Consider the following 22991-nt stretch of genomic DNA (forward strand, 5'->3'; position numbering starts at 1 on the left):
GTACGAGACCCGCCGCCACGGCCGCCGCCGATCCGGAAGACGATGCGCCGGGCGTGTGCGCCGCACTGTGTGGGTTCAGCGTCGGCACATCGCTGGCATAGGCGAATTCGGTCGTCACCGTCTTGCCGATGATGGCGCACCCCAGCGCGCGCGCCTGCGCGACAAGCGCTGCGTCCGCGCGCGGTCGGTGGCGGGCATAGAGTGGGGAGCCGTAGTCGGTGTCCAGATCGAACGTGTCGAACAGGTCCTTCACGCCGAGCGCCACGCCCGCCAGCGGTCCATCGCGCATCGAGGCGGAAAGGGACGCGCGGTCGGCCACTCGGGCAAAACTTCGAAGCTCCGGGTCAAGCGATGCGATGCGCTCGAGAGCCCGATCGATCTCGCGCATCGGGCTGGACCGGCCGGACGCAACCCGTTCGATGAGAGCGGTCAGGGACTGGGGAGCAAAGCCGGCCATGCGTTCGTCCTGTGTCGACTGTGCGCTCTTGTGGCAGATGGTTCACAAGCCTGCCATGCGTTTCGGTGCAGATAGCAAGATGGCTTTTGCTGGATTCGCCGCGCCCTATCTGTCGCAGCGGTTCGGCTTGAAAGGAGTGCCTTGTTGCAGAAGTTCGAAACGGCCCGCGATGCGGCCCTCTCGCTCCGCCCGGACGTTCCGGTCTACTGCTTCCGTCCCGATGTGCTGCGCGCCGACGCGCGCGCCTTCATGGACGCGTTTCCGGGCGAGACCGCCTATGCAGTGAAGACCAATGGCGAGCCCATGGTTTTGGAAACGTTGGCACAGGCTGGGGTGAAGGTGTTCGACGTCGCCTCGCCCGGCGAGTTCGCCGCGGTGCGCGCCGTCGCGCCGAATGCCGAGATGCTGTACATGCATCCGATCAAGGCCCAGTCCGACATTCGGCTCGCGCTCGAAACCTACGGGATCCGAACGCTTTCGCTTGATCACGAGGACGAGGTCGCCAAGATCTTGCGCATCGTGCGGGCTATGGATCTCGACCCGGCGACACTCACCATTTTCGTGCGGCTCCAGACCAAGGGCCATGCGATGTACGAACTCTCGAAAAAGTTCGGCGCAGCGCCCGCCCATGCGGTGGAGCTTCTCCAGCGCTGCCACCGTATCGGCTTCAAGGTCGGCCTCTGCTTCCATGTGGGCTCGCAGATCGAAGACCCCGACACCTACGAGCGCGCGCTCGCGTCGGCCGACTGGGTGCGCAACCGCGCCGACGTGCCGCTGGCAGGGCTTGATGTCGGCGGTGGCTTCCCGGCGGAATACGGCCATGATCCGCGCCGCAAGAAACCCGACATTCCGGGCATGGACGAAATCATGTCGCGCCTTCGCGCGGATATTTCCGAATGGGGCTTTGCCGACATGCCGCTCGTCGCCGAGCCCGGCCGCGTCGTTGTCGCCCGCGCCTTTTCGCTGATCGTGCGCGTGCTTCTGCGCAAGGGGCGGCGTCTTTATATCAATGACGGGATCTGGGCGTCGTTGTCGGATTCCTGGACCGGCAAGATCACGCTGCCGGCCCGCTTCATTCCCGACCCCGCGCGGGTCGCGCGCAAGGGCGATCCGAAGGTGATCAGCGCGTTTCGCGTCTGCGGGGCGACCTGCGATTCCGTCGACATTCTGTCTCGACCCTTCTGGCTGCCGGAAACGGTCGATACGGGCGACTGGATCGAAATCGGCCATATCGGGGCCTATTCTCTCTCGCTGCGCACGCGCTTCAATGGGTTCTACCCCGATACGTTCGTGGAAGTGGCCCGCCCCTTCGAAGAGGGCGGGGCCGTCGAGGGCTTTGCGAGCCTCGAGACCATGGCGGACTGAACGTCCGTCAATGGCGCTGCGGCGTGACGTCCTTCATGATGTCGCGCCGCGCGAGGTCGAAATGGTCGAGAATGATCTGGATGTTTCGCTTGTGCGCCTTGAAGTAGACGTCGAACATGTCGCCGGCGAGCGGCACCGCACCGACCGCCGCGTCCAGCCCGAGATTGGCCACCATGCGCGCGAGCTTGCGCTTGGGCAAGCCGAGCCGGCGCGCCTCGTTGACGATGAAGAGACCGATCAGAGCGCCGCCCGCGTCGCCGATGCCCGGCACCAGGCCGATCAGGGCGTCCGCGCCGAACCGGATATTGGTGCCGGGAACTCTGAGTGCCGTGTCCATCAACCGTGCGAGGCCGTTCAGCCGCGCCAGGCGACGGGTCAGGTCCTGCTCTCCCGCTGCGGTTTCGAAGCCAGACGCATAAGCGGTGGCGATCATCGTCTTTGTTCTCCAGGGGCGCGAAGGGCGCCGATCAAACAAGAGATGGTAGGTCGCCACCCGGGTTGCGAGGGGTTCGAATTGTAAGCCATTCCCGATCCGTAAGCGCCGCCTATCTCCCTCGTCACGAAAACGCGAAGGACGAACGGGGAGAGCGACCATGGAATGGCGAGGCCGACGCGAAAGCAGCAATATCGAGGACCAGCGCGGCAGCGGCGGTGGCTTTGGCGGTGGGGGCGGCGGAATGCGCATTCCGATCCGCGCCGGGGGCGGCGGCATCGGTCTGCTGATCATACTCGGTATCCTTTGGATTGGCTTCGGCATCAATCCGATGTCGGTGATCGGCATGGACGACGGAACATCCTCCAGCCAGACGCAGACCGCGCAGCGCGGACCCGGCGTCGATGGCACGGCCGACGAGACCGACAATTTCATCGCCGTGGTGCTCGGCGATACCGAGGATGTCTGGAACCGCCGCTTCCAGGACATGGGCCGTCAGTACCGCGACCCGACATTGGTATTGTTCACCGATCGCGTCTCCTCGGCCTGCGGCAATGCCAGTTCCGCGTCCGGCCCCTTCTACTGCCCGAACGACCAGAAGCTTTATCTCGACACGAGCTTCTTCCGTCAGCTCGATCGCGATCTCGGCGCGTCCGGCGACTTTGCGCAAGCCTATGTGATCGCGCACGAGGTGGGCCATCACGTCCAGAACATGACCGGTGTTCTTCAGCGGACGACCGAGATGCGCCAGCGAATGTCGGAAGCCGAGAGCAACGCCGTCTCCGTCCGCGTCGAGCTTCAGGCCGATTGCTATGCCGGCATCTGGGCACATGACACGCAGCAGGCGGGCTATCTCGAGAAGGGCGATCTGGAGGAAGCGCTGAACGCCGCCAGCCGGATCGGCGACGACACGTTGCAGCGCCGCTCGCAGGGCACGGTCGTTCCCGATAGCTTCACCCACGGCACCTCGGCCCAGCGCGTCGAATGGTTCCGCCGGGGTGCGACCTCGGGAGACATGAACCAGTGCGACACGTTCAACGGGCGGATTTGACGGCTCGAAACGGCTATCGGCTTGCAATCGGAAGATCGGCATGGTGAGACGCGGCCAAACGCGATCCAGCCACGAAGCGAACCATGCCCGATCTTCTTCTTGAACTCCGCTCCGAGGAAATCCCCGCACGTATGCAGCGCAAGGCGGCGGGCGATCTTCGCAAGGCGGTGACGGATGCTCTGGTGGAAGCGGGCCTCACCTACGAGGGCGCGCGCGAATACTGGACGCCACGCCGCCTGACGCTCGACATTCGCGGCCTCGACGCGCGCTCCAAGGACGTGCACGAAGAGCGCAAGGGGCCGCGCACCGACGCCAACGAGAAGGCGATCGAGGGCTTCCTGCGCTCCGCCGGCCTCACATCGATCGATCAGGCTCACAAGCATTCGGATGGCAAGAAGGGCGAATTCTTCGTCGCCCATATCGTAAAGCCCGGCCGCGCGGCGGAAGAGATCATCGCCGAGATCATGCCGGCGATCATCCGCGAATTCCCCTGGCCGAAATCCATGCGCTGGGGCGCGGCCTCGCGCGAGCCGGGCTCGCTGCGCTGGGTCCGCCCGCTCCAGTCGATCCTCTGCGTGTTCGGGCCCGAGGTCGGTGAAACCGTTGTGGTGGATTTCGAAGTCTCCGGCATCCGTTCGGGCGACCGCACGGTCGGCCATCGCTTCCATGCGCCCGCCGAGATCAAGGTCCGCCGCTTCGAGGACTACGCCCAGAATCTTGAGCGCGCCAAGGTCGTGCTCGACGCCGAGCGCCGGAAGGACATCATCCGCACCGACGCGCAGAACCTCGCCTTCGCGCAGGGGCTGGAACTGGTCGAGGACGAGGGCCTTCTCGAAGAGGTGTCCGGCCTCGTGGAATGGCCGGTCGTCCTGATGGGCGAGTTCGAGGAGGCCTTTCTCGCCATCCCGCCCGAGATGATCCAGCTGACGATCCGCACCAACCAAAAATGCTTCGTCACGCGGCGTCGGGGCCAAGCGGGTCTGGCGAACCGTTTCCTGCTCGTTTCCAATATCGAGGCGGTGGACGGCGGCGCCGAGATCGCGCGCGGCAATGGCAAGGTCGTGCGCGCGCGCCTGTCGGACGCGCTCTATTTCTGGCACACGGACCAGGGCGCGCTTCCCGATCTGGCTTCGCTCGAAGCGTCCGCCGGCCGTTTCGGGCTGAACTTGGCCAAGCCGCTGGATCAGCGCATGGCCAAGCTCGACGCGCTCGGCGTGACCTTCCATGCCAAGCTCGGCACGCAGGGGCAGCGTGTTGCGCGGATCGCGGACCTTGCGGCCGTCATCGCACCGCTGGTCGGCGCGGATGCAACGCTCGCGCGCCGCGCAGCCGTCCTCGCCAAGGCGGATCTCACGACCGAAGCGGTCGGCGAGTTCCCCGAGCTGCAGGGTCTGATGGGCCGTAAATATGCCCGGCTTCAGAACGAGCATACATCGGTTCAGGCCGCCGTCGAGGATCATTACAAGCCGCAGGGGCCTGGGGATCGCGTTCCCAAGGACGCCATCGCCATCGCGGTTGCGCTGGCCGACAAGCTCGATACGCTGGTCGGGTTCTGGGCCATCGACGAAAAGCCGACCGGCTCGAAGGACCCTTATGCGCTGCGCCGTGCCGCGCTCGGCGTGATCCGCATCATTCTGGAAAACGAGCTTCGGCCGCGTCTGGGGACGCTGATCACGTCCGGCGATCTTCTGTCCTTCTTCCATGACCGCTTGAAGGTTCAGCTTCGCGATTCCGGCGCGCGGCATGATCTGGTGGACGCCGTGCTCGCGGGCGGAACCGACGGCGCGGTGAAGGACGATCTCCTCGACATCTCGCGCCGCGTCGCCGAGCTCGGCCGCCTTCTGGAAACCGAAGATGGCCGCAACCTTCTGGCGGCTTACCGCCGGGCCGCCAATATCCTGGCCGCCGAAGAGAAGAAGGGAACGCGCGTCGCCGAAGCGGTCGATCCCGCGCTTCTGACGGAGGACGAGGAGCGGGCGCTGGTGGGCGCTGTGGACCGCGCGGAAGGTGAACTCGACACTGCGCTCTCGACCGAGAATTACGCGCAGGCGGCCGCCGCGCTGGCGCGTCTTCGCGGCCCTGCCGACGCCTTTTTCGACAAGGTTCTCGTGAATGCAGAGGATGAAGCCGTGCGGGCTAACCGCTTGGCTTTGCTCGCTCGCATTCGCGCGGCGACGCAGCGCGTCGCGGACTTCTCCAAGATCGCGGGCTGATCTTGGCGGTCTGGAGCGATAGCCGCCGGATCGGCGAGATCCAGTGGCTTCGGGCGATCGCCGCCATCATGGTGGTGATCGCTCATATCAAGATCGCGATAGACCTACGCTTCTACGGGCTGAGCTTCGCCGAGTTTCCGCTCAGCCCGTTTCCCTTCGTGGCCGGCGTCGACATCTTCTTCGTCATCTCCGGCTTCGTGATGGCCCATTCCTCGCGCAGCCTGCATGGCAAGGTGGGCGCCTGGAAGACCTTTCTCCTGCGCCGCCTGGCGCGCGTCGTGCCGCTCTACTGGCTGATGACGGTGCTGGTGATCGTGCTCCTGGACGTCATGCACGTGCCCGTTTGGGCCGATACGACGCTGACCCAGATCGTCGCGTCGTTCTTTTTCTTCCCCACCGCCAATCCTGACGGGGTTCCGCTGCCCGTCCTCGATATCGGCTGGAGCCTCAATTACGAGATGCTCTTCTACGCCGTCTTCGCGCTTTTCGTGGGTCTCAGGCAGCGTTGGGCCTTGAGCGGTGTGTTCCTGGTTCTGGCGCTGGGCGTGGCGGCCGGGCGTTGGTTTCCGCCCGCCAGCCTCGCGCTGCGCTTCTGGAGCGATCCGATCGTTCTGGAGTTTCTGCTTGGGATCGCGATCTATCTCGTCGTGTCGCGAGGATTTCGAATGCCGGACCCGGCCCGCTGGCTGGTAGGTCTTTGTGGCCTCGGCCTGTTCCTCGCCTATCCGCAAATCGACTTCACCTGGCGCTTCCTCCAATGGGGATGCCCGGCCGCGTTGATGGTTTTGGCCGCCGTGTCGGGCCGCCGCGAAACGCGCTCGAGTGTCGCCGAATGGGCAGGGAACGTATCCTATGCGGTTTATCTCTCGCATTTCTTTGTGATCCGAGCGCTTCTCTTCGCGCTGGAGCGTGGCGGCATTCGCCATGCCGGCGCGTGGCTCGTCGGGTTTCCGGTGGGCGTTGTCCTCGGAACGCTCGCCGCCTCCACCGTCCTTCATTACGCGTTCGAGCGTCCGGTTCTGCGCGGGATCAGGCGCCATGCTGACCGCGACCTTCTGACCGGCGTCGGCGCTCCGACCGGGCCTTGATCCCTGAATTTTCCTGTGGCGTCAGGCTGGGGCAAGGTGGGAATCGTTTTCTAAAGACTGGCGAGCGAACTGTTCGTCGAAGAGACGACCGCCGGATCGCAGCGATGATCGCTTCGACGGCGTCAAGGATCATATGCGGTTGCCTGTTCGGAACCGCGGTCGATCCCTGACGAGGAAGCGATTGGGTCTTGAGCCGAACGCTTTTTCAGGTGGTCGCTAAGTCATGAGAAAGCCTAGTTTTCTCATTTTATGACGAACGCTCATGATGAGTGATCTCCACCGCCTTCGGCCCGCCCGATTGGTTGTGGAAAACGGTTCCGGTTGGCGAAGGGGACGCGCCCCTTCAGGACTTGAGGGACAAGCGACGCATTCTCGGCGTCGTTTCGCGCACATTGTATCGCCCAATGCTGGCCTGCGGGCCTGCTGGGTGACGACGAGGGGACGAACCCGAATGCCTGACCTGAGCGCCGCTCACGCGGCTGCCCTGCGCTTGGTGACTGCAATTGCTTTCGGCGCGATTTTCTTGGGCGCGATGCCTGCCAGCGCCGACTGGAACAAACCGTGGAAAGATAGCGAGCGAGCGCTCGTGATCGACGCCTACGAGTTCAACCCCATCAACTGGAAGCAGATGACCAGCGACAAGCGCATCGCGGGGTTCATCAGCAAAGCCTCCGACGGTCTGCCGCCGGAATGGTCTTGCTCCAAGCTGTCGGGCGATTTGCTCAATCTCTGCAAGAACCGCTGGTGGAAATATTCCGTCACGCAGGAACTCTACATGACCCGCCGCGAGATGGCGAAGACGCTGGGTCTGAAGTGGGGAGCCTATCATCTCGGGCGTCCCGGCAATCCGCGCGAGCAGGCCGATCATTTCGTGGATTTCGCCCAGCCCGAGCCCGATGATCTGATCGCGCTCGACATTGAGGACAACACGTCGGATTGGATGTCGCTGGCCGACGCCGAAATCTTCGCGCAGCAGATCAAGATCAGGCTGGGCCGCTATCCCGTTCTCTACACGAACGGCAACACCGCCGATTACGTCGCCCGCAATAAGGCGCAATATCCGCTTCTGTCGCGACTGCCCCTCTGGTACGCGCGCTATCGCGACGACATCACGGGCGTGTTCCCGAAGGGGAACTGGGACAATTATGCGCTCTGGCAGTTTTCCTCGATGCACAATTGCGGATCGCGGTCCTGTCCGTATCGCGTGGCGGGCGCCAAGAACGATATCGACGTCAACGTTTCGCCGCTCACTGTCGCCGAACTCCAGAAGGCTTGGCCCTTCGACGGATTGGTCGGACAGGACCCTGCGCCGAGCGAGGACCCGGGTGCTTTGATCGCCTCGGTCTCGGAGGGCACGAAGCAGGCTGTAGCCACCGACGATGAGACGGAACTGGCGGCCAAGACCGACAATGCCGCCGTGCCGGGCACCTTTGCCGCCGCCTTCGGTCCGAGTGGGCGGGCGACGATCGATCCGCTGGCGCTTCTGACCGAGACCGCGCGTCAGGAACATGCGGGTAAACCGGCTTCTCCGGTGCTTTCGGCCTTGACCGACAGTCGCAAAGTCAATCCACCCATTCCGGGCGATCGGCCAGCTGCAACCGAGATCGTTTCGACGCAGCCGGGCAATATCGCCGATGCGGTGACGCAGCTGCGCGAGGAAATGCAGGCTGTCCGGGACATTCTTCAGGATACGGCGGAGCCGTCTCCCGCGCCGGAGCGGCGGTCGGACTTGCCTGATCATTTGAAGTCCCATCTGGCGACCCTTCTGGAGAAGGCCGCCGTGACGGTGAAACGGGTTCCCATGATCGGGCCTCAGCGGCCCGACAAACGCGCGGAGCTGAAGGACGGCCGCGACAGCTGGACGTCGCTGGCGTCTTTGACGCTCGCCGATCGCCGCGTCGTCAAGGCCTTCGATACGACGCGCTGACGGGTTTTCGCGCTTCGCGCCTGCAGTCCTTGTTTGTCATTCCCGCAACCGCCTTGCATCCGGCAAAGGCGGTTTTAATTTTTCTCGCAGATGGGTTCAAAGGGGGCGGGCGGGCCTGCGATGGCGCCGCTTGCACGGCCCTGTTACCAATCCCGGCGAGTTTCCTTGGCGCGGGATGCGCGATGTCATAGGTGTTGGGCCATGCGACAGACCAGACGGATCGATCTGAGGGACGACGGCGCGGGAGCGGCCGTTCTGATGTGCCTCCGCGAAGGCGGGCTTGCGGCGGTGCCGACCGAAACGGTCTATGGTCTGGCGGCGGACGCGGCCAATGGTGTGGCTGTGGCCTCGATCTTCGAGGCGAAGGGCCGGCCCCGCTTCAATCCTTTGATCTGCCATGTGTTCGATCTCGCCATGGCCGAAACCTATGCCGAGTTCGATCCGGTCTCGCGTCGCCTTGCCACACGGTTCTGGCCGGGTCCGCTGACCCTCGTTCTGCCAGCAAATAGCGAGTCTGGTCTGCATCCGCTGGTGATGGGCGGGCTCGACACGGTGGCCCTTCGCGCGCCGCAAGGGCCGCTGCGCATGGTCATCGATTCGCTCGGTCGCCCGATCGCGGCCCCCAGCGCCAACCGCTCAGGCTGCGTTAGCCCGACCAGCGCCGAGCATGTCCTGAAGACGCTCGACGGCCGAATCGATCTCGTCGCCGATGGCGGCGCCTGCGAACAGGGGCTCGAATCCACGATCATCCGCGTGATGGCGGATCACATCCTGCTCCTGCGGCCGGGAACGCTGACGGCCGAGCGCATCGAGGAGGAGGCGGGTCTGCCCGTTCGCCGCCGCGAGGAGGGCGACGCCATTTCCGCGCCGGGCCAGCTCCTGTCGCACTACGCTCCGAACGGGCGCGTGCGCCTCGAAGCGACGGCGCCGGAGCCCGGTGAATATTGGATCGGCTTCGGCCCCGATCGTCCGGACGATCTGACGCGGGCAGGGGGCGTCTTCAACCTGAGCGAAGCAGGCGACTTGAAAGAGGCTGCGAGCCGGCTGTTCGCCGCGCTCTCGGCTTTCGACGCGCCGGATATCGAGGCCATCGCTGTCGCCCCGATCCCCGACGAGGGGTTGGGCGAGGCGATCAACGACCGGCTCCGTAGGGCCGCCGCCGAGCGCTGACCTATCGACGTTAACCTTGATCGAGGCTAGCGTCTGATCATGGACACGATCGATTCTTCGCCCCTTTCCGACACGCTTCTCAGCCAGTTCGCCGCCCTGCTTCCGGCCGGGCGCGCCCTGACAGAGGCCAGCGACATCGCGCCCTTCGTGCAGGAAGAACGCGACAAGTTCAAAGGCCGGACGCGCCTGGTCCTTCGCCCGTCCACGGTGGAGGAAGTCTCGGCCATCCTGCGTCTGGCTTCACAGACGCGCACGCCCGTCGTTCCGCAGGGCGGCAATACCGGGCTGGTCGGTGGGCAAGTGCCGCGTTCCGACGCCGAGATCGTTCTGTCGCTGTCGCGGATGGACCGTATCAGAGAGATCGACCCCCTCGGCCGGACGATGACGGTGGATGCCGGGGTCGTCCTGAAGCGGGCGCAGGAAGCAGCCGATGATGCGGGCTTCCTTTTCCCATTGTCCCTCGGGTCCGAAGGCTCGTGCCAGATCGGCGGCAATCTGGCATCGAATGCGGGGGGAACCGCTGTTCTGGCCTATGGGAACACGCGCGACCTCTGCCTCGGCGTCGAGGCCGTGCTTCCGTCGGGCGAGATATTTCACGGGTTGCGGCGTCTCAAGAAGGACAATCGCGGCTACGATCTTCGACATCTCCTGATCGGATCGGAAGGCACGCTCGGGATCATCACCGGCGCGGTGCTCAAGCTCTTTCCCAAGCCCGCCGGCCGCGAGGTCGCCTATGTCGGTCTCGCCAGCCCGCAACAGGCGCTGAACCTTCTGGCAAGGGCCGAGTCGCTGGCTGGCGGGCGTCTCACGGCCTTTGAGCTCATGCCGCGAATCGGTCTGGAGTTCACAGTTCGCCATACGCAGGGCGCGCGCGATCCCATGGCTGAACCCCATGCCTGGTATGTGCTGATCGAGATTTCCTCGCCGCAATCGGGAGAGGACGCGCGCGCGGTGCTGGAGTCCATCTTGGAGGTCGCCTTCGAAGCAGGCGAGATCGAAGACGCCGCCATTGCACAGTCCCTCGCCGAGGCTGCGTCCTTCTGGCGCATGCGCGAAGAAATGAGCTGGGCACAGAAGCCGGAGGGCGGGTCGATCAAGCACGACGTGTCCGTGCCCGTCGCTCTGGTGCCCGAATTTCTGGATCGTGCAAACGCGCTGGTGCTGGAGGCCATACCGGGCGCGCGCATCGTGTCGTTCGGCCATCTGGGCGACGGCAATATCCATTACAACATCTCTCAGCCCGTTGGCGCCGACAAGGAAGCCTTCCTGGCTCGCTGGACCGAGATCAACACGCTGGTGCACGGCGTCGTGGCCGAACTCGGCGGCAGTTTCTCGGCTGAGCACGGCATTGGCCAGCTCAAGCGCGAGGAACTCGCGCGCACCAAGGACGCGGTCGAACTGGGGCTGATGCGCGGTATCAAAGGGCTTTTCGATCCTTTCGGGATTATGAACCCGGGCAAGCTCCTTTAAAGTTTTATTTGAAGTTACGGTTTGAAAACCTTGGCGAAGGTCAGGAACACTTAACCGCATTTGTTAGGTGAGGCGAAACAAGCGTCGGATAGTCTCCAAGCATCGAAAGCCGGGATACATCGGCTAATCAGGAAGTATCTCTCAATAGGGAGCTTCCGGCAGAGAGACGGAAGGCGCGATCATGAGCCTGGTTACCAATCCGACGTCGTTGAAGCCCGAGTGGGCCCGTATGCCGATCCGCGTGGATCCCGCGCATGCCGACCGCAAGCAAGTTTTCGAAGTGCAGGACGGGGAGGAGACCGTCACCTACCGCGTGGATCATCGGGGCGCAGTGGTCCATCGCCGGCTGGAGATGTCAGGCATTCCGGTCGCCATCGCTCTGGCGCCGCGCTCCTTCAAGGGCATCGCCGCCCGCGCGATGGAAGACAGCAACGGCGAAGTGACCGTTACCCTTGAGATGCATCATGAGAATCCGAAGCTGTCGGTTCCGCTTCTGGTGGCCTGCGATCTGTTCGACGTGGCCGCCGACTGGCGCAGCTGGTCGGAGCTGTTCGATCTGCCCATGCTGATGGTCGAGTCGGATGGCCGCGTGACGGCTCTCGAGGAGACCTTCGGCAAGCTGCGCACGAGCGAACCCGCCTCGCGTCGCCGCTCCAGCCATCGCGGACGCCGCCCGCGCTTCCTGGCACGTCGCAAGCCCGGCGGCCTCGGGATGCGCATGATGCTGGAAGGCGAAGAGATCATCGCCCGCAACTAAAGGCGTCAGACGGGTTTGGGGAACGACAGGACCCAGAGGCTGGAAAACACCAGCCCGAGGAAGATGATCCACCCGAACAGTCCGTTCGATTTGAACAAGCGCAGGCACTGATCGACATCGTCGATATCGAGGCGCTGTATCTGCCAAGCCATGTGGACCGCGCCCATCGCCAGTGCGGCATAGGCTGGCCAAGCCGGCCCGGACGCGTCTGTTCCCGTCGCGACGAAGGCGAGCGTGAAGCAGAGGATCGTTCCGCCGTAGAGAAGGGTGAGGGCTCGTTTGGTGTGGTGCCCGAACAGCCGCGCGGTGGAGCGTACGCCAACCAGCGCATCGTCCTCGCGGTCTTGGTGCGCGTAGATCGTGTCGTAGCCGATCGTCCAGAAGACCGAGCCCACATAAAGGAGAATCGGCGCCAGCCCGAGCGTGCCCCAGAAGGCGGCCCAGCCCATTAGCGCGCCCCATGAAAAGCACAGCCCGAGGCCGAGCTGCGGCCAGTCCGTGACCCGCTTCAGGAACGGGTAGGTCGCGACGATCAGAAGCGAGGCAATACCCAGTCCTATTGCGAACGTGTTGAACTGGATCAGCACCAGCAAACCGATCAAGGCTTGCGCGACCAAGAAAAGCTTGGCCTGGCGGCTCGTCACGCGGCCCGAGGGGAGCGGGCGGGAGCGAGTCCGCGCGACTTTCATGTCGATGTCGCGATCCACCAGATCATTGTAGGTGCAGCCCGCGCCGCGCATGGCGATCGCCCCGATCAGGAACAGCGCGAGATGGCGCAGGTCCGGCAGGCCCGTATGTACGGCCGAAGGCGCGGCCCATTGCGGTGCCAGCGCCGCCGACCAAAGACAGGGCCACAGCAGCAATTGCCAGCCGATCGGCCGGTCCCAGCGCGCGAGCTGCGCATAGGGCCAGAGCGCTCGGGGAAGGACGCGGTAGACGAAATTGTCGGACGGTGCGTCCGAAACGCGGTCTGCCGAACCGTTGGGTGATGCGTCGGGTCTTTGCATAGAGCGGAGAAGCCCCGCAGCGCGCCCGTCGTCAAGCCCTTTGGGCTTGCGTCTCAGGCTTGACCCTGCCTATCCCGGCCCCGTAATCGAGCCCTCACGGATGCGGCCTCGGCCGCCGGCACGATAGGGCCCTGCGGAGGCGAGAATGACCATGGATGTTCTTCTGATCGGTTCGGGCGGTCGCGAGCACGCGCTGGCCTGGAAACTGGCCCGCTCGCCGGATCTCGGCAAGCTCTTCGCCGCGCCCGGCAATCCGGGGATCGCCGCTGTCGCCGAATGCGTCGCGCTCGACCCCACCGATCATGATGCCGTGATCGCTTTCTGCCGCGAGAAAGGCATCGGCTTCGTGGTCGTCGGCCCCGAAGTGCCTCTCGTCGCCGGCCTTGCCGATGCCCTGACTGATGCCTCGATCCCTGTCTTCGGCCCGAGCGCGGCCGCCGCGCGTCTGGAAGGGTCCAAGGGCTTCACCAAGGATCTCTGCACGCTCCAAAACATTCCCACCGCGCGCTACCAGCGTTTCACCGAGTCGGATGCCGCGAAGGATTATATCCAGCGCGAGGGCGCTCCGATCGTCGTGAAGGCGGACGGACTCGCGGCCGGCAAGGGCGTGACGGTGGCGGCGACGATCGAAGAGGCTCTGGCCGCGATCGACGATTGCTTCGCCGGCGCTCTGGCCGGCGCGGGGATCGAGGTCGTGGTTGAGGAGTGCATGGAAGGGCCGGAAGCCTCGCTCTTCTGCCTCTGCGATGGTGAGCGGGCGATTCTGTTTGGAACCGCCGAAGACCACAAGCGCGCTTATGACGGCGACAAGGGACCGAACACCGGCGGCATGGGCGCTTATTCGCCCTCCTATCTCATGACGCCCGAGATGACCGAACGCGCCATGGCCGAGATCGTGCGCCCGACGCTGGCGGGAATGCGCGCGCAGGGCGCGCCCTTCCGGGGCGTTCTCTATGCCGGGCTGATGCTGACGAAGGACGGTCCGAAGCTCATCGAATACAATGTGCGCTTCGGCGACCCGGAGTGTCAGGTCTTGATGATGCGTCTGGAAAGCGACCTCCTGCCGGTTCTCTTCGCGGCGGCGACGGGCTCCCTCGACGGCGTGTCGCTCGACTGGTCAGACGAGCCGGCGGTGACGGTGGTTCTAGCCTCCAAGGGCTATCCCGGCGCTTACGAGAAGAACACGCCGATCCGTTCGCTCCCCGATGTCGGCGAAGGGGAAATGATCTTCCATGCGGGAACCAGCCTGATCCACGGCGAGTTGGTCGCCAACGGCGGCCGCGTCCTCAACGTGACGGCGCGCGCGGCCGATGTGGCTCAGGCCGTCGAAAAGGCCTACGCTCTGGTGGATGGCGTTGAATGGAGCGAAGGCTTCTGCCGCCGCGACATCGCGCATCGCGCGCGACACTGACAAAGGCTTGATGGCCGTTTTCGTCACGGAGGCTTGGTGATCGTCTGTTTGACGATTACGTAAGATGCAGCCATGGTGAAGCGGAGTGCTTCAGGCGAGGGAGGAAGCTTATGTCGTTCCGCAAGGACCGTTTGACCCGGCCGATTTTCCGTTGGGCCAAGACGGCCCTGCCGGCCATTTCCGAGACCGAGGAAAAGGCGATCGGCGCGGGCACCGTCTGGTGGGACGGCGAGCTTTTCAGCGGCGCGCCGGAATGGGACAAGCTCCTGGCCATGGCGCCCGCGCGTCTGTCGGACGAAGAGCAGGCCTTCATGGACGGGCCGGTGGTGGAGCTTTGCTCCATGCTGGACGATTGGCAGATTACCTGGAAGGACCGCGACCTGTCTCCGGAGGTCTGGGATTTTCTCAAATCCCGCAAGTTCTTCGGAATGGTCATCCCCAAGCAATATGGCGGCTTGGGCTTCTCCAACACGGCGCATTCGGAAGTGGTGCGCAAAGTGTCCTCCGCCAGCGTCGCGGCGGGCGTCACGGTCATGGTCCCCAATTCGCTCGGGCCGGGCGAGTTGATGCTCCATTTCGGCACGCAGGCGCAGCGCGACCACTGGCTGCCGCGTCTGGCCGACGGGCGAGAGATCCCGTGCTTTGGCCTGACCTCGGCGGATGCGGGTTCGGACGCGGCCGCGATGAAGGATCACGGCATCGTCACCTATGGCGAGCATGAGGGCCAGCGGGTGCTCGGCATCAAGCTGAACTTCGACAAGCGCTATATCACGCTGGCCCCGGTCGCGACCGTGATGGGCCTCGCCTTCAAACTCTTCGATCCCGAGAATCATCTGGGCCGTGGCGAGAGCCTCGGCATCACGGTCGCGCTGCTGCCGACCTCGACGCCCGGCGTGCGCCATGGCGACCGACACATTCCCCAGTTCACCTTCTTCCAGAACGGACCGATTTCGGGCCGCGACGTCTTCATCCCGCTGGACTGGGTTCTGGGCGGGCCGGAACGGATCGGCGAGGGCTGGACCATGCTGATGACGGCGCTGGCCGCCGGTCGCAGCATTTCGCTTCCCTCGCAGGCCGCCGCCGCCGCTGCGATGACCGCGCGGCTGACCGGCGCCTATGCCCGCGTTCGCTCGCAGTTCAACCTGCCGATCGGCCTGTTCGAGGGCATTCAGGAGCCACTGGCGGAACTCGCCGCCAATGCCTACCAGATCGACGCGGCGCGCCGGCTGACGGTCGCGGCACTTGATGAGGGGCATCGACCCTCCGTCATTTCCGCGATCATGAAATACAATGCCACCGAACTGATGCGCCGTTCTGTCGAGAAGGCGATGGACGTTCATGGCGGCAAGGGCATCATCGACGGCCCGTCCAACATGCTGGGTGGACAGCACAAGTCGGTTCCGATCGGCATCACGGTCGAAGGCGCGAACATCCTCACGCGCAATCTGATGATCTTCGGGCAGGGCGCCATTCGCGCTCATCCCTTCATGCTGTCCGAGATGCGCGCGCTCTCCAACCCCGATCGCGAAAAAGGGCTGGAGGAGTTCGACCGCGCCTTCTGGGGCCATGTGGGGCACTCGCTGGCCAATGCCGCGCGCACGGCGCTGTTCGGCTGGACGGGCGGGCTCGCCGCGCCCGCGCCGCGCGGTTCGGCCTTCCTCAGCCATTGGCGGCAGCTGTCGCGCTACAGCGCCGCCTTCTCGATGCTGGCCGATTTCGCCTTGCTGACCCTTGGCGGCGCGCTCAAGCGGCGCGAGATGATCTCGGCGCGGCTCGGCGATATCCTGTCGGAGCTTTATCTGCTTGGCGCGACGCTCAAGCGCTTCGAAACCGATGGCCGCCCGGAAGCCGATCGTCCGATCGTCGAATATCTCATGCAGCGCGGCTATAACCGCATGGGGCTCGCCTTCAGCGGCGTCTTCGTCAACCTGCCGAGCCGCTGGGCGGCGGTGGCCGCAAGGCTCTTGTCCTTCCCGCTGGGCGTGCCGCTACGCCCGCCGGCCGACGAGCTGGTGCGCGAAGTCGCCGACATCCTCATGCGGCCCTCGTCGCAGCGCGACCGGATCTGCCCCGATCTGTATCTGGGCGAAGGGCAGCCCGATCATCCCGTCGCTGTTCTGGAGCGGGCGTTCCGGCTGGTGATCGAAGCCGCGCCGATCGACAAGCGCCTGCGCGAGGCCAAGATCCGCGATGGAGCGGCCGCGCGCGAAGCCGGGCTCTTGTCGGACGAGGAGTGGGCGCTGTTCCAGGAGCGGGACGAGGCCGTCGCGCGCGTCGTGGCGGTGGATGCTTTCGCGATGGAAGACGTTTCGCCCATCGCGAGCCAGCACCGCAAGCCGCCCGAGGCGCAAGCCGACGAGTTGCGCGCGGAGGCCGCTGAATGACGCGAGCGGTTTATCTCGTCGATGGCGCGCGCACGCCTTTCATCAAGGCGCGCGGCAAGCCGGGACCTTTCACGCCGGTCGATCTGGCTGTCCAATGCGGACGGCCTCTCCTGATGCGGCAGCGGTTCGACCCGGCTCTGATCGATCTCGTGGTGCTCGGCTGCGTCAATGTTGTCGCGGAGGAAATGAACCCGGCGCGGGTCGCGGCGCTGCGTCTCGGCCTTCCCGAAGCGGTGCCGGCCTATACGGTTCAGATCAATTGCGGCTCGGGCATGTTGTCGATCGACGAGGCGTTCCGCGCGATCGAATCGGGGCGCTCGCAGATCGCGCTGGCCGGTGGCGCGGAAGCCCTCAGCCATTCGCCGCTCGTGCTCCGGCGAGGCGCGGTGGATTGGTTCGCGCGTTTGAACGCCGCGCGTTCGACGGGTGCGAAGCTTCAGGTGCTGGGTGGTCTCCGGCCGGATTTCCTGAAGCCCGTCATCGGGCTGGAGCGTGGGCTGACCGATCCGATCAGCTCTCTCAATATGGGCCAGACGGCCGAAAAGGTCGGTCATCTGTTTGGTGTGACTCGGCGCGAGGCGGATGAATATGCCGCTGAAAGCCACCGTCGCTTGGCGCGGGCGCAGAGCGAGGGGTTGCTGAAGGACGAACTCGTTCCGGCTTTTGCGAGGGATGGTCGCGTCTACGACCATGACGATGGTGTGCGTGTGGATTCCACCGCCAAAGCGCTGGGAAATCTAAAGCCGGTCTTCGAGCGGCCCTATGGCAAGGTCACGGCCGGCAACAGTTCGCAGATCACGGACGGCGCGAGCTGGACGCTTCTCGCCTCGGAAGAGGCGGTTCGCGAGCATGGATTGACCCCTCTCGCGCGCATCGTGGACGCGCACTGGTCTGGACTCGATCCCTCGATCATGGGGCTTGGTCCGGCTGTCTCCATGGCAGCGCTTCTGAAAAAGCGCAGTCTCACCTTGGGCGAGATCGATCTTTTCGAGATCAACGAAGCCTTTGCGGCGCAGGTTCTGGGCTGTCTTCGCGCCTTCGAGGACGGCGAGGTCAGCCGGAAGGCGCTGGGCTTCGATGGGCCGGTCGGCACGATCGCGCGCGACAAGCTCAATATCGACGGCGGGGCCATCGCGCTCGGCCATCCCGTCGGCACGAGCGGCAATCGGATCACGCTGCATCTGGCGCGCGCCATGCGCCGGCGCGGCGCAAAGCTTGGGCTGGCCTCGCAATGCGTGGGCGGCGGCCTGGGCGGCGCCATGCTGCTCGAAGCGGCCTGACCGGCCAAGACCCGCACCTGACCGGAGGGAGCCGATCATGGATCTGATGCTGACCGCACTGAAAGACCGCGAACTGGAACTCTCAGTCGCGCGGAACGCCGAGCCTGATGGCAATTGGCGCATGGCACGCGACGATGAGAATATCGTCTGGCTGGTGCTCGACAAGCCGGGCAAGACCGTCAACACGATTGACCGGAGCGTTCTCGAAGAACTCGACGTCCATCTGGCGGCGCTGGAGGCGGATCGCCCGCGCGGGCTGGTTCTGCGCTCCGCCAAGCAGGCGGGCTTTGCGGCGGGGGCCGACATCAACGGTTTCGTCGGCGCGTCTCAAGCCGATGTTCGCACCATGCTGGAGGAGGGGCACCGTGTCCTCGACCGGCTGGCGGCCTTGCCTTGCGTGAGCGTCGCAGTTCTGCATGGCCATTGTCTCGGCGGCGGGCTCGAACTCGCGCTGGCCTGCCGAATGCGCATTGCCGTTCCCAACACGTCGCTCGGCTTTCCCGAGATCATGCTGGGCCTGCATCCCGGGCTCGGCGGGACGTTCCGCTCGATCCAACTGGCCGATCCGCTGGCAGCCATGGGCCTCATGCTGACGGGAAAGTCCATTCCGGCGCGCAAGGCTAAGTCGATCGGCCTCGTGGATGCCGTCGTGGAAGAGCGCCATATCGCGAACGTCGCCCATGCCGCGATCTTCGGTGATCTGGTGCGCCCCGATGCGCGGCTTCGCTCCAAGGCCTTCGCTCTCAAGCCCGCGCGCAGTTTCGCCGCCCGGCAGATGCGTGCCAAAGCGCGGGAGAAGGCGAGCCCCGAGACCTATCCCGCGCCGTTCCAACTGATCGATCTCTGGGAGCGCCATGGCGGTCAGCCAGAGCGGATGCGCGACGCCGAGCTTGAAAGCTTTGCAGCCCTTGTCGAGAGCCCGACGGCGCAGAGCCTCGTACGCGTGTTTTTCCTGCGCGAGGCCATGCGCGGGCTCCGCTCGGGCAAGAGCGACATCAAGCGCGTTCATGTGATCGGCGCCGGTGCCATGGGGGGCGACATCGCCGCTTGGGCCGCGAAGGAAGGCTTCCTCGTCTCCCTTCAGGACATCGCGCTGGAGCCCATCGGCCGCGCCATGAAGGCGGCTTCGAAAATGCTGGAAGCTGTGCTCAAGGACCCGTTGAAGGTTCGCGATGCGCTGGATCGTTTGATGCCGGACCCTGACGGGGCCGGGCTCGCTTCCGCCGATCTCGTGATTGAGGCGGCGCCCGAGAAGCTGGATCTGAAGCGGCGCATTCTGCAGGATGCCGAAAGCTGCATGAAGCCGGGCGCGATTCTCGCCAGCAACACCTCCGCCTTGCCGCTGCCCGATCTCGCCTCGGCTTTGGTCGATCCCTCGCGCTTTGTCGGCATCCACTTCTTCAATCCGGTGTCGCGGATGCAATTGGTGGAAATCGTCCGCCATGATGCCGCGTCGGACGAGACTTTGCGGCGCGCGATCAATTTCGTTGTCGAGCTGTCGCGTCTCCCCGCGCCGGTTCAGCCGACCGCCGGCTTCCTCGTGAACCGTGCGCTCACCCCCTATATGGCCGAGGCGCTCAAGCTCGTGGACGAGGGCGTTCCGAAGGAACGGATCGACGCGGCCGCCGAAGCCTTCGGAATGCCGATGGGGCCTGTGGAACTCGCCGATCAGGTCGGCCTCGACATCGCCGTCGAAGTCGCCGAGACACTGCGCGAGCGCATCGCCATGCCGCTGCCCGAAACTCCGACTTGGATCAAGGACATGGTTCAGGACGGGCGTCTCGGCCGCAAGAGCGGGCGCGGGCTTTATGAGTATGACGAGACCGGCAGGCCGAAGAAGATCGCGCTCGAAGCGCTACCGGACGGATCGAAGGCCGATGCCGATCTCACCGACCGCCTGATCCTGCCGATGCTGAATACGCTGGTCGCCTGCCTGCGGGAGGGCGTGGTGGATAGCGAGGAGATCGCTGATGGTGCCATGGTATTTGGAACTGGTTTCGCGCCCTTCCGAGGCGGTCCGCTGCGCTATGCTCGCCAGCGCGGCGTCAATGAAATCATTGCTCGGCTTCGCGATCTTGAGGCGCGGCATGGCGAGCGTTTCCGGCCTGACATGGGCTGGGAGGACCTGCGCTAGCAATCCAGGCGACGCCCCAGCCTATCGAGTCGGGGCGGTGCCGGATATCTATCAGCCCTGAATACAGACGTAATCCTGATGACCCAGGCCGTCGCAGCCCAACACCATACGATCGCCCGGCGCGAGAAAGCGGGGCGGGTCGTGCGACAGGCCGACGCCGGCGGGCGTTCCCGTCATGATGACGTCGCCGGGCTCCAGACGCAGAAAGCGCGAGATATAGGAGATCAGGTAGGGCACCTTGAAGATCATCCGGTTGGTCTCGCCCTCCTGCATCCGTTCGCCGTTCACGTCCAGCCAGAGATGGAGGTCGTGATATTCGGGCAATTCGTCGGGCGTGACGAGCCACGGGCCGATCGGCGCGAACGTATCGTGCGACTTGCCCTTGAACCATTGGCCGCCGCGCTGAAGCTGGAAGTTGCGCTCGGTCAGGTCGTTGGAAAGGGTGAAACCGGCCACATGCTGCATCGCCGCTTCGACGCTGACATACTTTGCCGTGCGGCCGATCACGACGGCCAGTTCCACGCCCCAGTCGGTGCGGGTCGAAAGGCGCGGAATCTCGATCGGGTCGTTCGGGCCGCTGACGGCGGTCGCCGCCTTCATGAAGAGCGTCGGCTCGGGATTGACCTTGAAGCCCGCGAGCCGGGCGCTTTCGTGAAAGTTCGGCCCGACGCCGATGATCTTGCGGACCTCGCTGACGGGCGGGCCGAGCCGCACATCCGCCGGCGCTTCCGGCAACGCGGACAAATCCGTTGCGGCCAGCTTTTCGAGATGCGCGGGGTCGATGAAACTGTCCCGCCAATCCTCCACGAGCGTGGAGAGATCACGGATGCGACCCTCTCCATCCAAAGCCCCTGGCTTCTCGACACCTCTCGCGCCGAACCGGACCAGCCGCATTCGCTCCACTCCTACGCTGCCACGCAGCGGGAAATGGAACAGACATTTGGTTCTTCCAACCTTTTGTTTTGACATTTACGTTCGAGTTGAAAGAGGGCCTGGATAGCCAGCGTCCTGACTGCCGCGCTCGGGAGGAGCCTATGACCTATCAGCCGCCGATCGAGGAGATCGAGTTCACGCTTCGCCATGTGGTCGGCTTGGATCGCGACATGGCCGAAGGCAGGGCCGGCGACCTGTCGGACGACCTGCTGACGGCCATCCTTGCGGAAGCAGGGCGATTTGCGAGTGATGAAATCGCGCCGCTCGCCGCAGGGGGAGACAAGGAGGGCGCGCGATTCTCGGACGGCCGAGTCACCATGCCGAAGGGCTGGACTGCCCTCTACAAGGCTTGGCGGGAGGCCGGTTGGAACGGCTTGGCCGCGCCCGCCGAGCATGGCGGGCAGAACCTGCCCGTTTCACTCTCCGTCGCCATCGCGGAATTGTGGAACGGCGCGTCCATGGCCTTCGGCATCGGCCCGACGCTGACGATGGGCGCGGTCGAGGCGCTGGAAGCGCATGGCTCCGACCATCTGAAAACCCTGTATCTGCCCAAACTCGTGTCCGGCGAATGGATGGGCACGATGAACCTCACCGAGCCGCAGGCGGGCTCCGACCTTTCCACGCTGCGCACGCTGGCCGAGCGGCAAGGGGACGGCACTTACCGCATCTTCGGCCAGAAGATCTACATCACCTATGGCGAGCACGATCTGACGGAGAACATCGTCCATCTTGTGCTCGCGCGCCTGCCGGACGCGCCGGAGGGTGTGAAGGGCATTTCGCTGTTCCTGGTGCCCAAGTTCCTGCCCGACGAAGCCGGAAACCCAGGGCCTCGGAACGACGCCTTCTGCCATGCGATCGAGCACAAGCTCGGCATCCATGCCTCGCCGACCTGCACGATGATCTTCGGCGATGGGCGCGGCGAAAGCGGAGAGGCCGGCGCGGTCGGCTGGCTGGTGGGCGAGGAGAACAAGGGCCTTGCGTGCATGTTCACGATGATGAACTCGGCGCGTCTCATGGTCGGCATCCAGGGCCTCGGCGTGGCGGAAGCCGCCTATGGCAAGGCGCTGGCCTATGCCCGCGAACGGCGGCAGGGACGGGCCAATCTTCTGGCCAAGGACCGGGCCGAGCCGGTCTCGCGCGACATGGTACCCATTATCGAGCATCCCGACGTCGCGCGGATGCTTCTGCGCATGAAGGCACTCGTCACCTCTGCCCGCGCGATTGCCTATTGCTGCGGCCACGCGATCGATCGTGAACGGCATGCGCAAACCGAAGAAGAGGCGCGCTTCTGGCGTGAGCGCGCCAATCTGCTGACGCCTCTCGCCAAGTCGTTCCCGACGGATGTCGGCGTGGATGTCGCATCGCTCGGCGTTCAAATCCATGGCGGCATGGGCTATGTCGAAGAGACGGGCGCTGCGCGCCTGCTGCGTGATGCGCGCATCGCGCCGATCTACGAGGGCACCAACGGCATCCAAGCCATTGATTTGGTGACTCGCAAGCTTCCGCAGTCCGGCTCGCAATCGGTTCGCGCCTATCTCGCCGAGCTGCGTGAAGTGGCGGACCGCGCGAGCGAGCGCAACGAGACCGGTTTCGGTGCGCTCGCGCGGCGATTGAACGAGGCGCTGGGCGATCTGACGGAGACGACCGACCAGCTTCTCCAATGGCTGAACGAGGGACGGATGGGCGATGCCTTAGCCGTCGCGACACCCTATCAGCGCCTCTTCGCCCTGACGGCGGGCAACGTCTATCTCGCCAAAGCCGCCCTTGCGGATGAGGCCGGCAGCGCTCGGCTCGCCTTGGCCGTCTTCATGGCCGACAGTCTTTTGACCGAGACCAGTGGTTTGAAGCGTGAGATTCTGCAAGGCGGCGAGAGCCTTTCGGCGGCGCGGGAGGCGCTCCAGTGAGCCATAT

17 protein-coding genes are annotated in these 22991 nt (G+C 64.9%); 13 read left to right on the top strand and 4 right to left on the bottom strand.

Going from position 1 to position 22991, the window contains the following annotated elements:
• Positions 1-457, bottom strand: a 457-nt coding sequence (locus AUL28_RS08230; RefSeq protein ID WP_244493454.1) for an amidase family protein, incomplete at its 3' end; no start/stop codon positions are given.
• A 144-nt stretch (positions 458-601) separates the two neighbouring features.
• Here AUL28_RS08230 and AUL28_RS08235 point away from each other — a divergent pair.
• Positions 602-1822, top strand: a complete 1221-nt coding sequence (locus AUL28_RS08235; protein WP_058600546.1) for an alanine racemase — start codon at positions 602-604, stop codon at positions 1820-1822.
• A 7-nt stretch (positions 1823-1829) separates the two neighbouring features.
• Here the strand turns inward: AUL28_RS08235 and AUL28_RS08240 are convergent, their stop codons facing one another.
• A complete protein-coding gene (locus tag AUL28_RS08240; RefSeq protein ID WP_058633759.1) occupies positions 1830-2255 on the bottom strand; it encodes a DUF4112 domain-containing protein in 426 nt (141 codons plus the stop codon).
• A 160-nt stretch (positions 2256-2415) separates the two neighbouring features.
• On the opposite strand from AUL28_RS08240, the gene ypfJ reads away from it, so the two are divergent.
• The 7 genes from ypfJ to AUL28_RS08275 all read left to right on the top strand — a co-directional run bounded on the left by ypfJ (position 2416) and on the right by AUL28_RS08275 (position 11931).
• Positions 2416-3306 (top strand): KPN_02809 family neutral zinc metallopeptidase, encoded by an 891-nt coding sequence (gene ypfJ, locus AUL28_RS08245; RefSeq protein ID WP_062231574.1) that lies wholly within the window; start codon positions 2416-2418, stop codon positions 3304-3306.
• 83 nt (positions 3307-3389) lie between these two features.
• Positions 3390-5519, top strand: coding sequence for a glycine--tRNA ligase subunit beta (gene glyS, locus AUL28_RS08250; protein WP_062231576.1), 2130 nt, complete (start codon positions 3390-3392; stop codon positions 5517-5519).
• Between the two features lie 2 nt (positions 5520-5521).
• On the top strand, positions 5522-6607 hold the full coding sequence (locus AUL28_RS08255) for an acyltransferase family protein (protein ID WP_062231578.1): 1086 nt from the start codon (positions 5522-5524) through the stop codon (positions 6605-6607).
• Positions 6608-7193: 586 nt separating this feature from the next.
• Positions 7194-8534 (top strand): glycoside hydrolase family 25 protein, encoded by a 1341-nt coding sequence (locus AUL28_RS23620; protein ID WP_306302756.1) that lies wholly within the window; start codon positions 7194-7196, stop codon positions 8532-8534.
• Between the two features lie 201 nt (positions 8535-8735).
• On the top strand, positions 8736-9704 hold the full coding sequence (locus tag AUL28_RS08265; RefSeq protein ID WP_062231582.1) for an L-threonylcarbamoyladenylate synthase: 969 nt from the start codon (positions 8736-8738) through the stop codon (positions 9702-9704).
• Positions 9705-9743: 39 nt separating this feature from the next.
• A complete protein-coding gene (locus AUL28_RS08270; protein WP_062231584.1) occupies positions 9744-11174 on the top strand; it encodes an FAD-binding oxidoreductase in 1431 nt (476 codons plus the stop codon).
• Between the two features lie 181 nt (positions 11175-11355).
• Positions 11356-11931: a DUF6101 family protein gene (locus AUL28_RS08275; RefSeq protein ID WP_058600507.1), complete on the top strand. Its 576-nt coding sequence runs from the start codon at positions 11356-11358 to the stop codon at positions 11929-11931.
• A gap of 5 nt (positions 11932-11936) precedes the next feature.
• On the opposite strand, the gene ubiA is transcribed toward AUL28_RS08275, so the two are convergent.
• Positions 11937-12938, bottom strand: coding sequence for a 4-hydroxybenzoate octaprenyltransferase (ubiA, locus tag AUL28_RS08280; RefSeq protein WP_062231586.1), 1002 nt, complete (start codon positions 12936-12938; stop codon positions 11937-11939).
• 151 nt (positions 12939-13089) lie between these two features.
• On the opposite strand from ubiA, the gene purD reads away from it, so the two are divergent.
• The 4 genes from purD (at position 13090) to AUL28_RS08300 (ending at position 20147) form a co-directional block, all read left to right on the top strand.
• Positions 13090-14349 (top strand): phosphoribosylamine--glycine ligase, encoded by a 1260-nt coding sequence (purD, locus tag AUL28_RS08285; RefSeq protein ID WP_062231588.1) that lies wholly within the window; start codon positions 13090-13092, stop codon positions 14347-14349.
• A gap of 110 nt (positions 14350-14459) precedes the next feature.
• Entirely contained in the window at positions 14460-16733 is a 2274-nt protein-coding gene (locus AUL28_RS08290; protein ID WP_062231590.1) for an acyl-CoA dehydrogenase, read from the top strand.
• A complete protein-coding gene (locus AUL28_RS08295; RefSeq protein ID WP_062231592.1) occupies positions 16730-18013 on the top strand; it encodes an acetyl-CoA C-acetyltransferase in 1284 nt (427 codons plus the stop codon). Before AUL28_RS08290 ends, AUL28_RS08295 begins: the two co-directional genes overlap by 4 nt.
• Before the next feature lie 37 nt (positions 18014-18050).
• Positions 18051-20147 carry a 3-hydroxyacyl-CoA dehydrogenase NAD-binding domain-containing protein gene (locus tag AUL28_RS08300; protein WP_062231594.1) on the top strand — a complete coding sequence of 699 codons (2097 nt, stop codon included), beginning with the start codon at positions 18051-18053 and terminating at the stop codon, positions 20145-20147.
• A 51-nt stretch (positions 20148-20198) separates the two neighbouring features.
• On the opposite strand, the gene AUL28_RS08305 is transcribed toward AUL28_RS08300, so the two are convergent.
• Positions 20199-21041 carry a fumarylacetoacetate hydrolase family protein gene (locus tag AUL28_RS08305; RefSeq protein ID WP_062231596.1) on the bottom strand — a complete coding sequence of 281 codons (843 nt, stop codon included), beginning with the start codon at positions 21039-21041 and terminating at the stop codon, positions 20199-20201.
• A 140-nt stretch (positions 21042-21181) separates the two neighbouring features.
• Between AUL28_RS08305 and AUL28_RS08310 the strand changes: the two genes are divergently transcribed.
• Complete coding sequence (locus AUL28_RS08310; RefSeq protein ID WP_062231598.1) at positions 21182-22984, top strand: acyl-CoA dehydrogenase; 1803 nt, start codon at positions 21182-21184, stop codon at positions 22982-22984.
• The last annotated feature ends 7 nt before the right edge of the window (positions 22985-22991 follow it).

Source organism: Aureimonas sp. N4 (genome assembly GCF_001463925.1).
GTDB lineage: Bacteria > Pseudomonadota > Alphaproteobacteria > Rhizobiales > Rhizobiaceae > Aureimonas > Aureimonas ureilytica_A.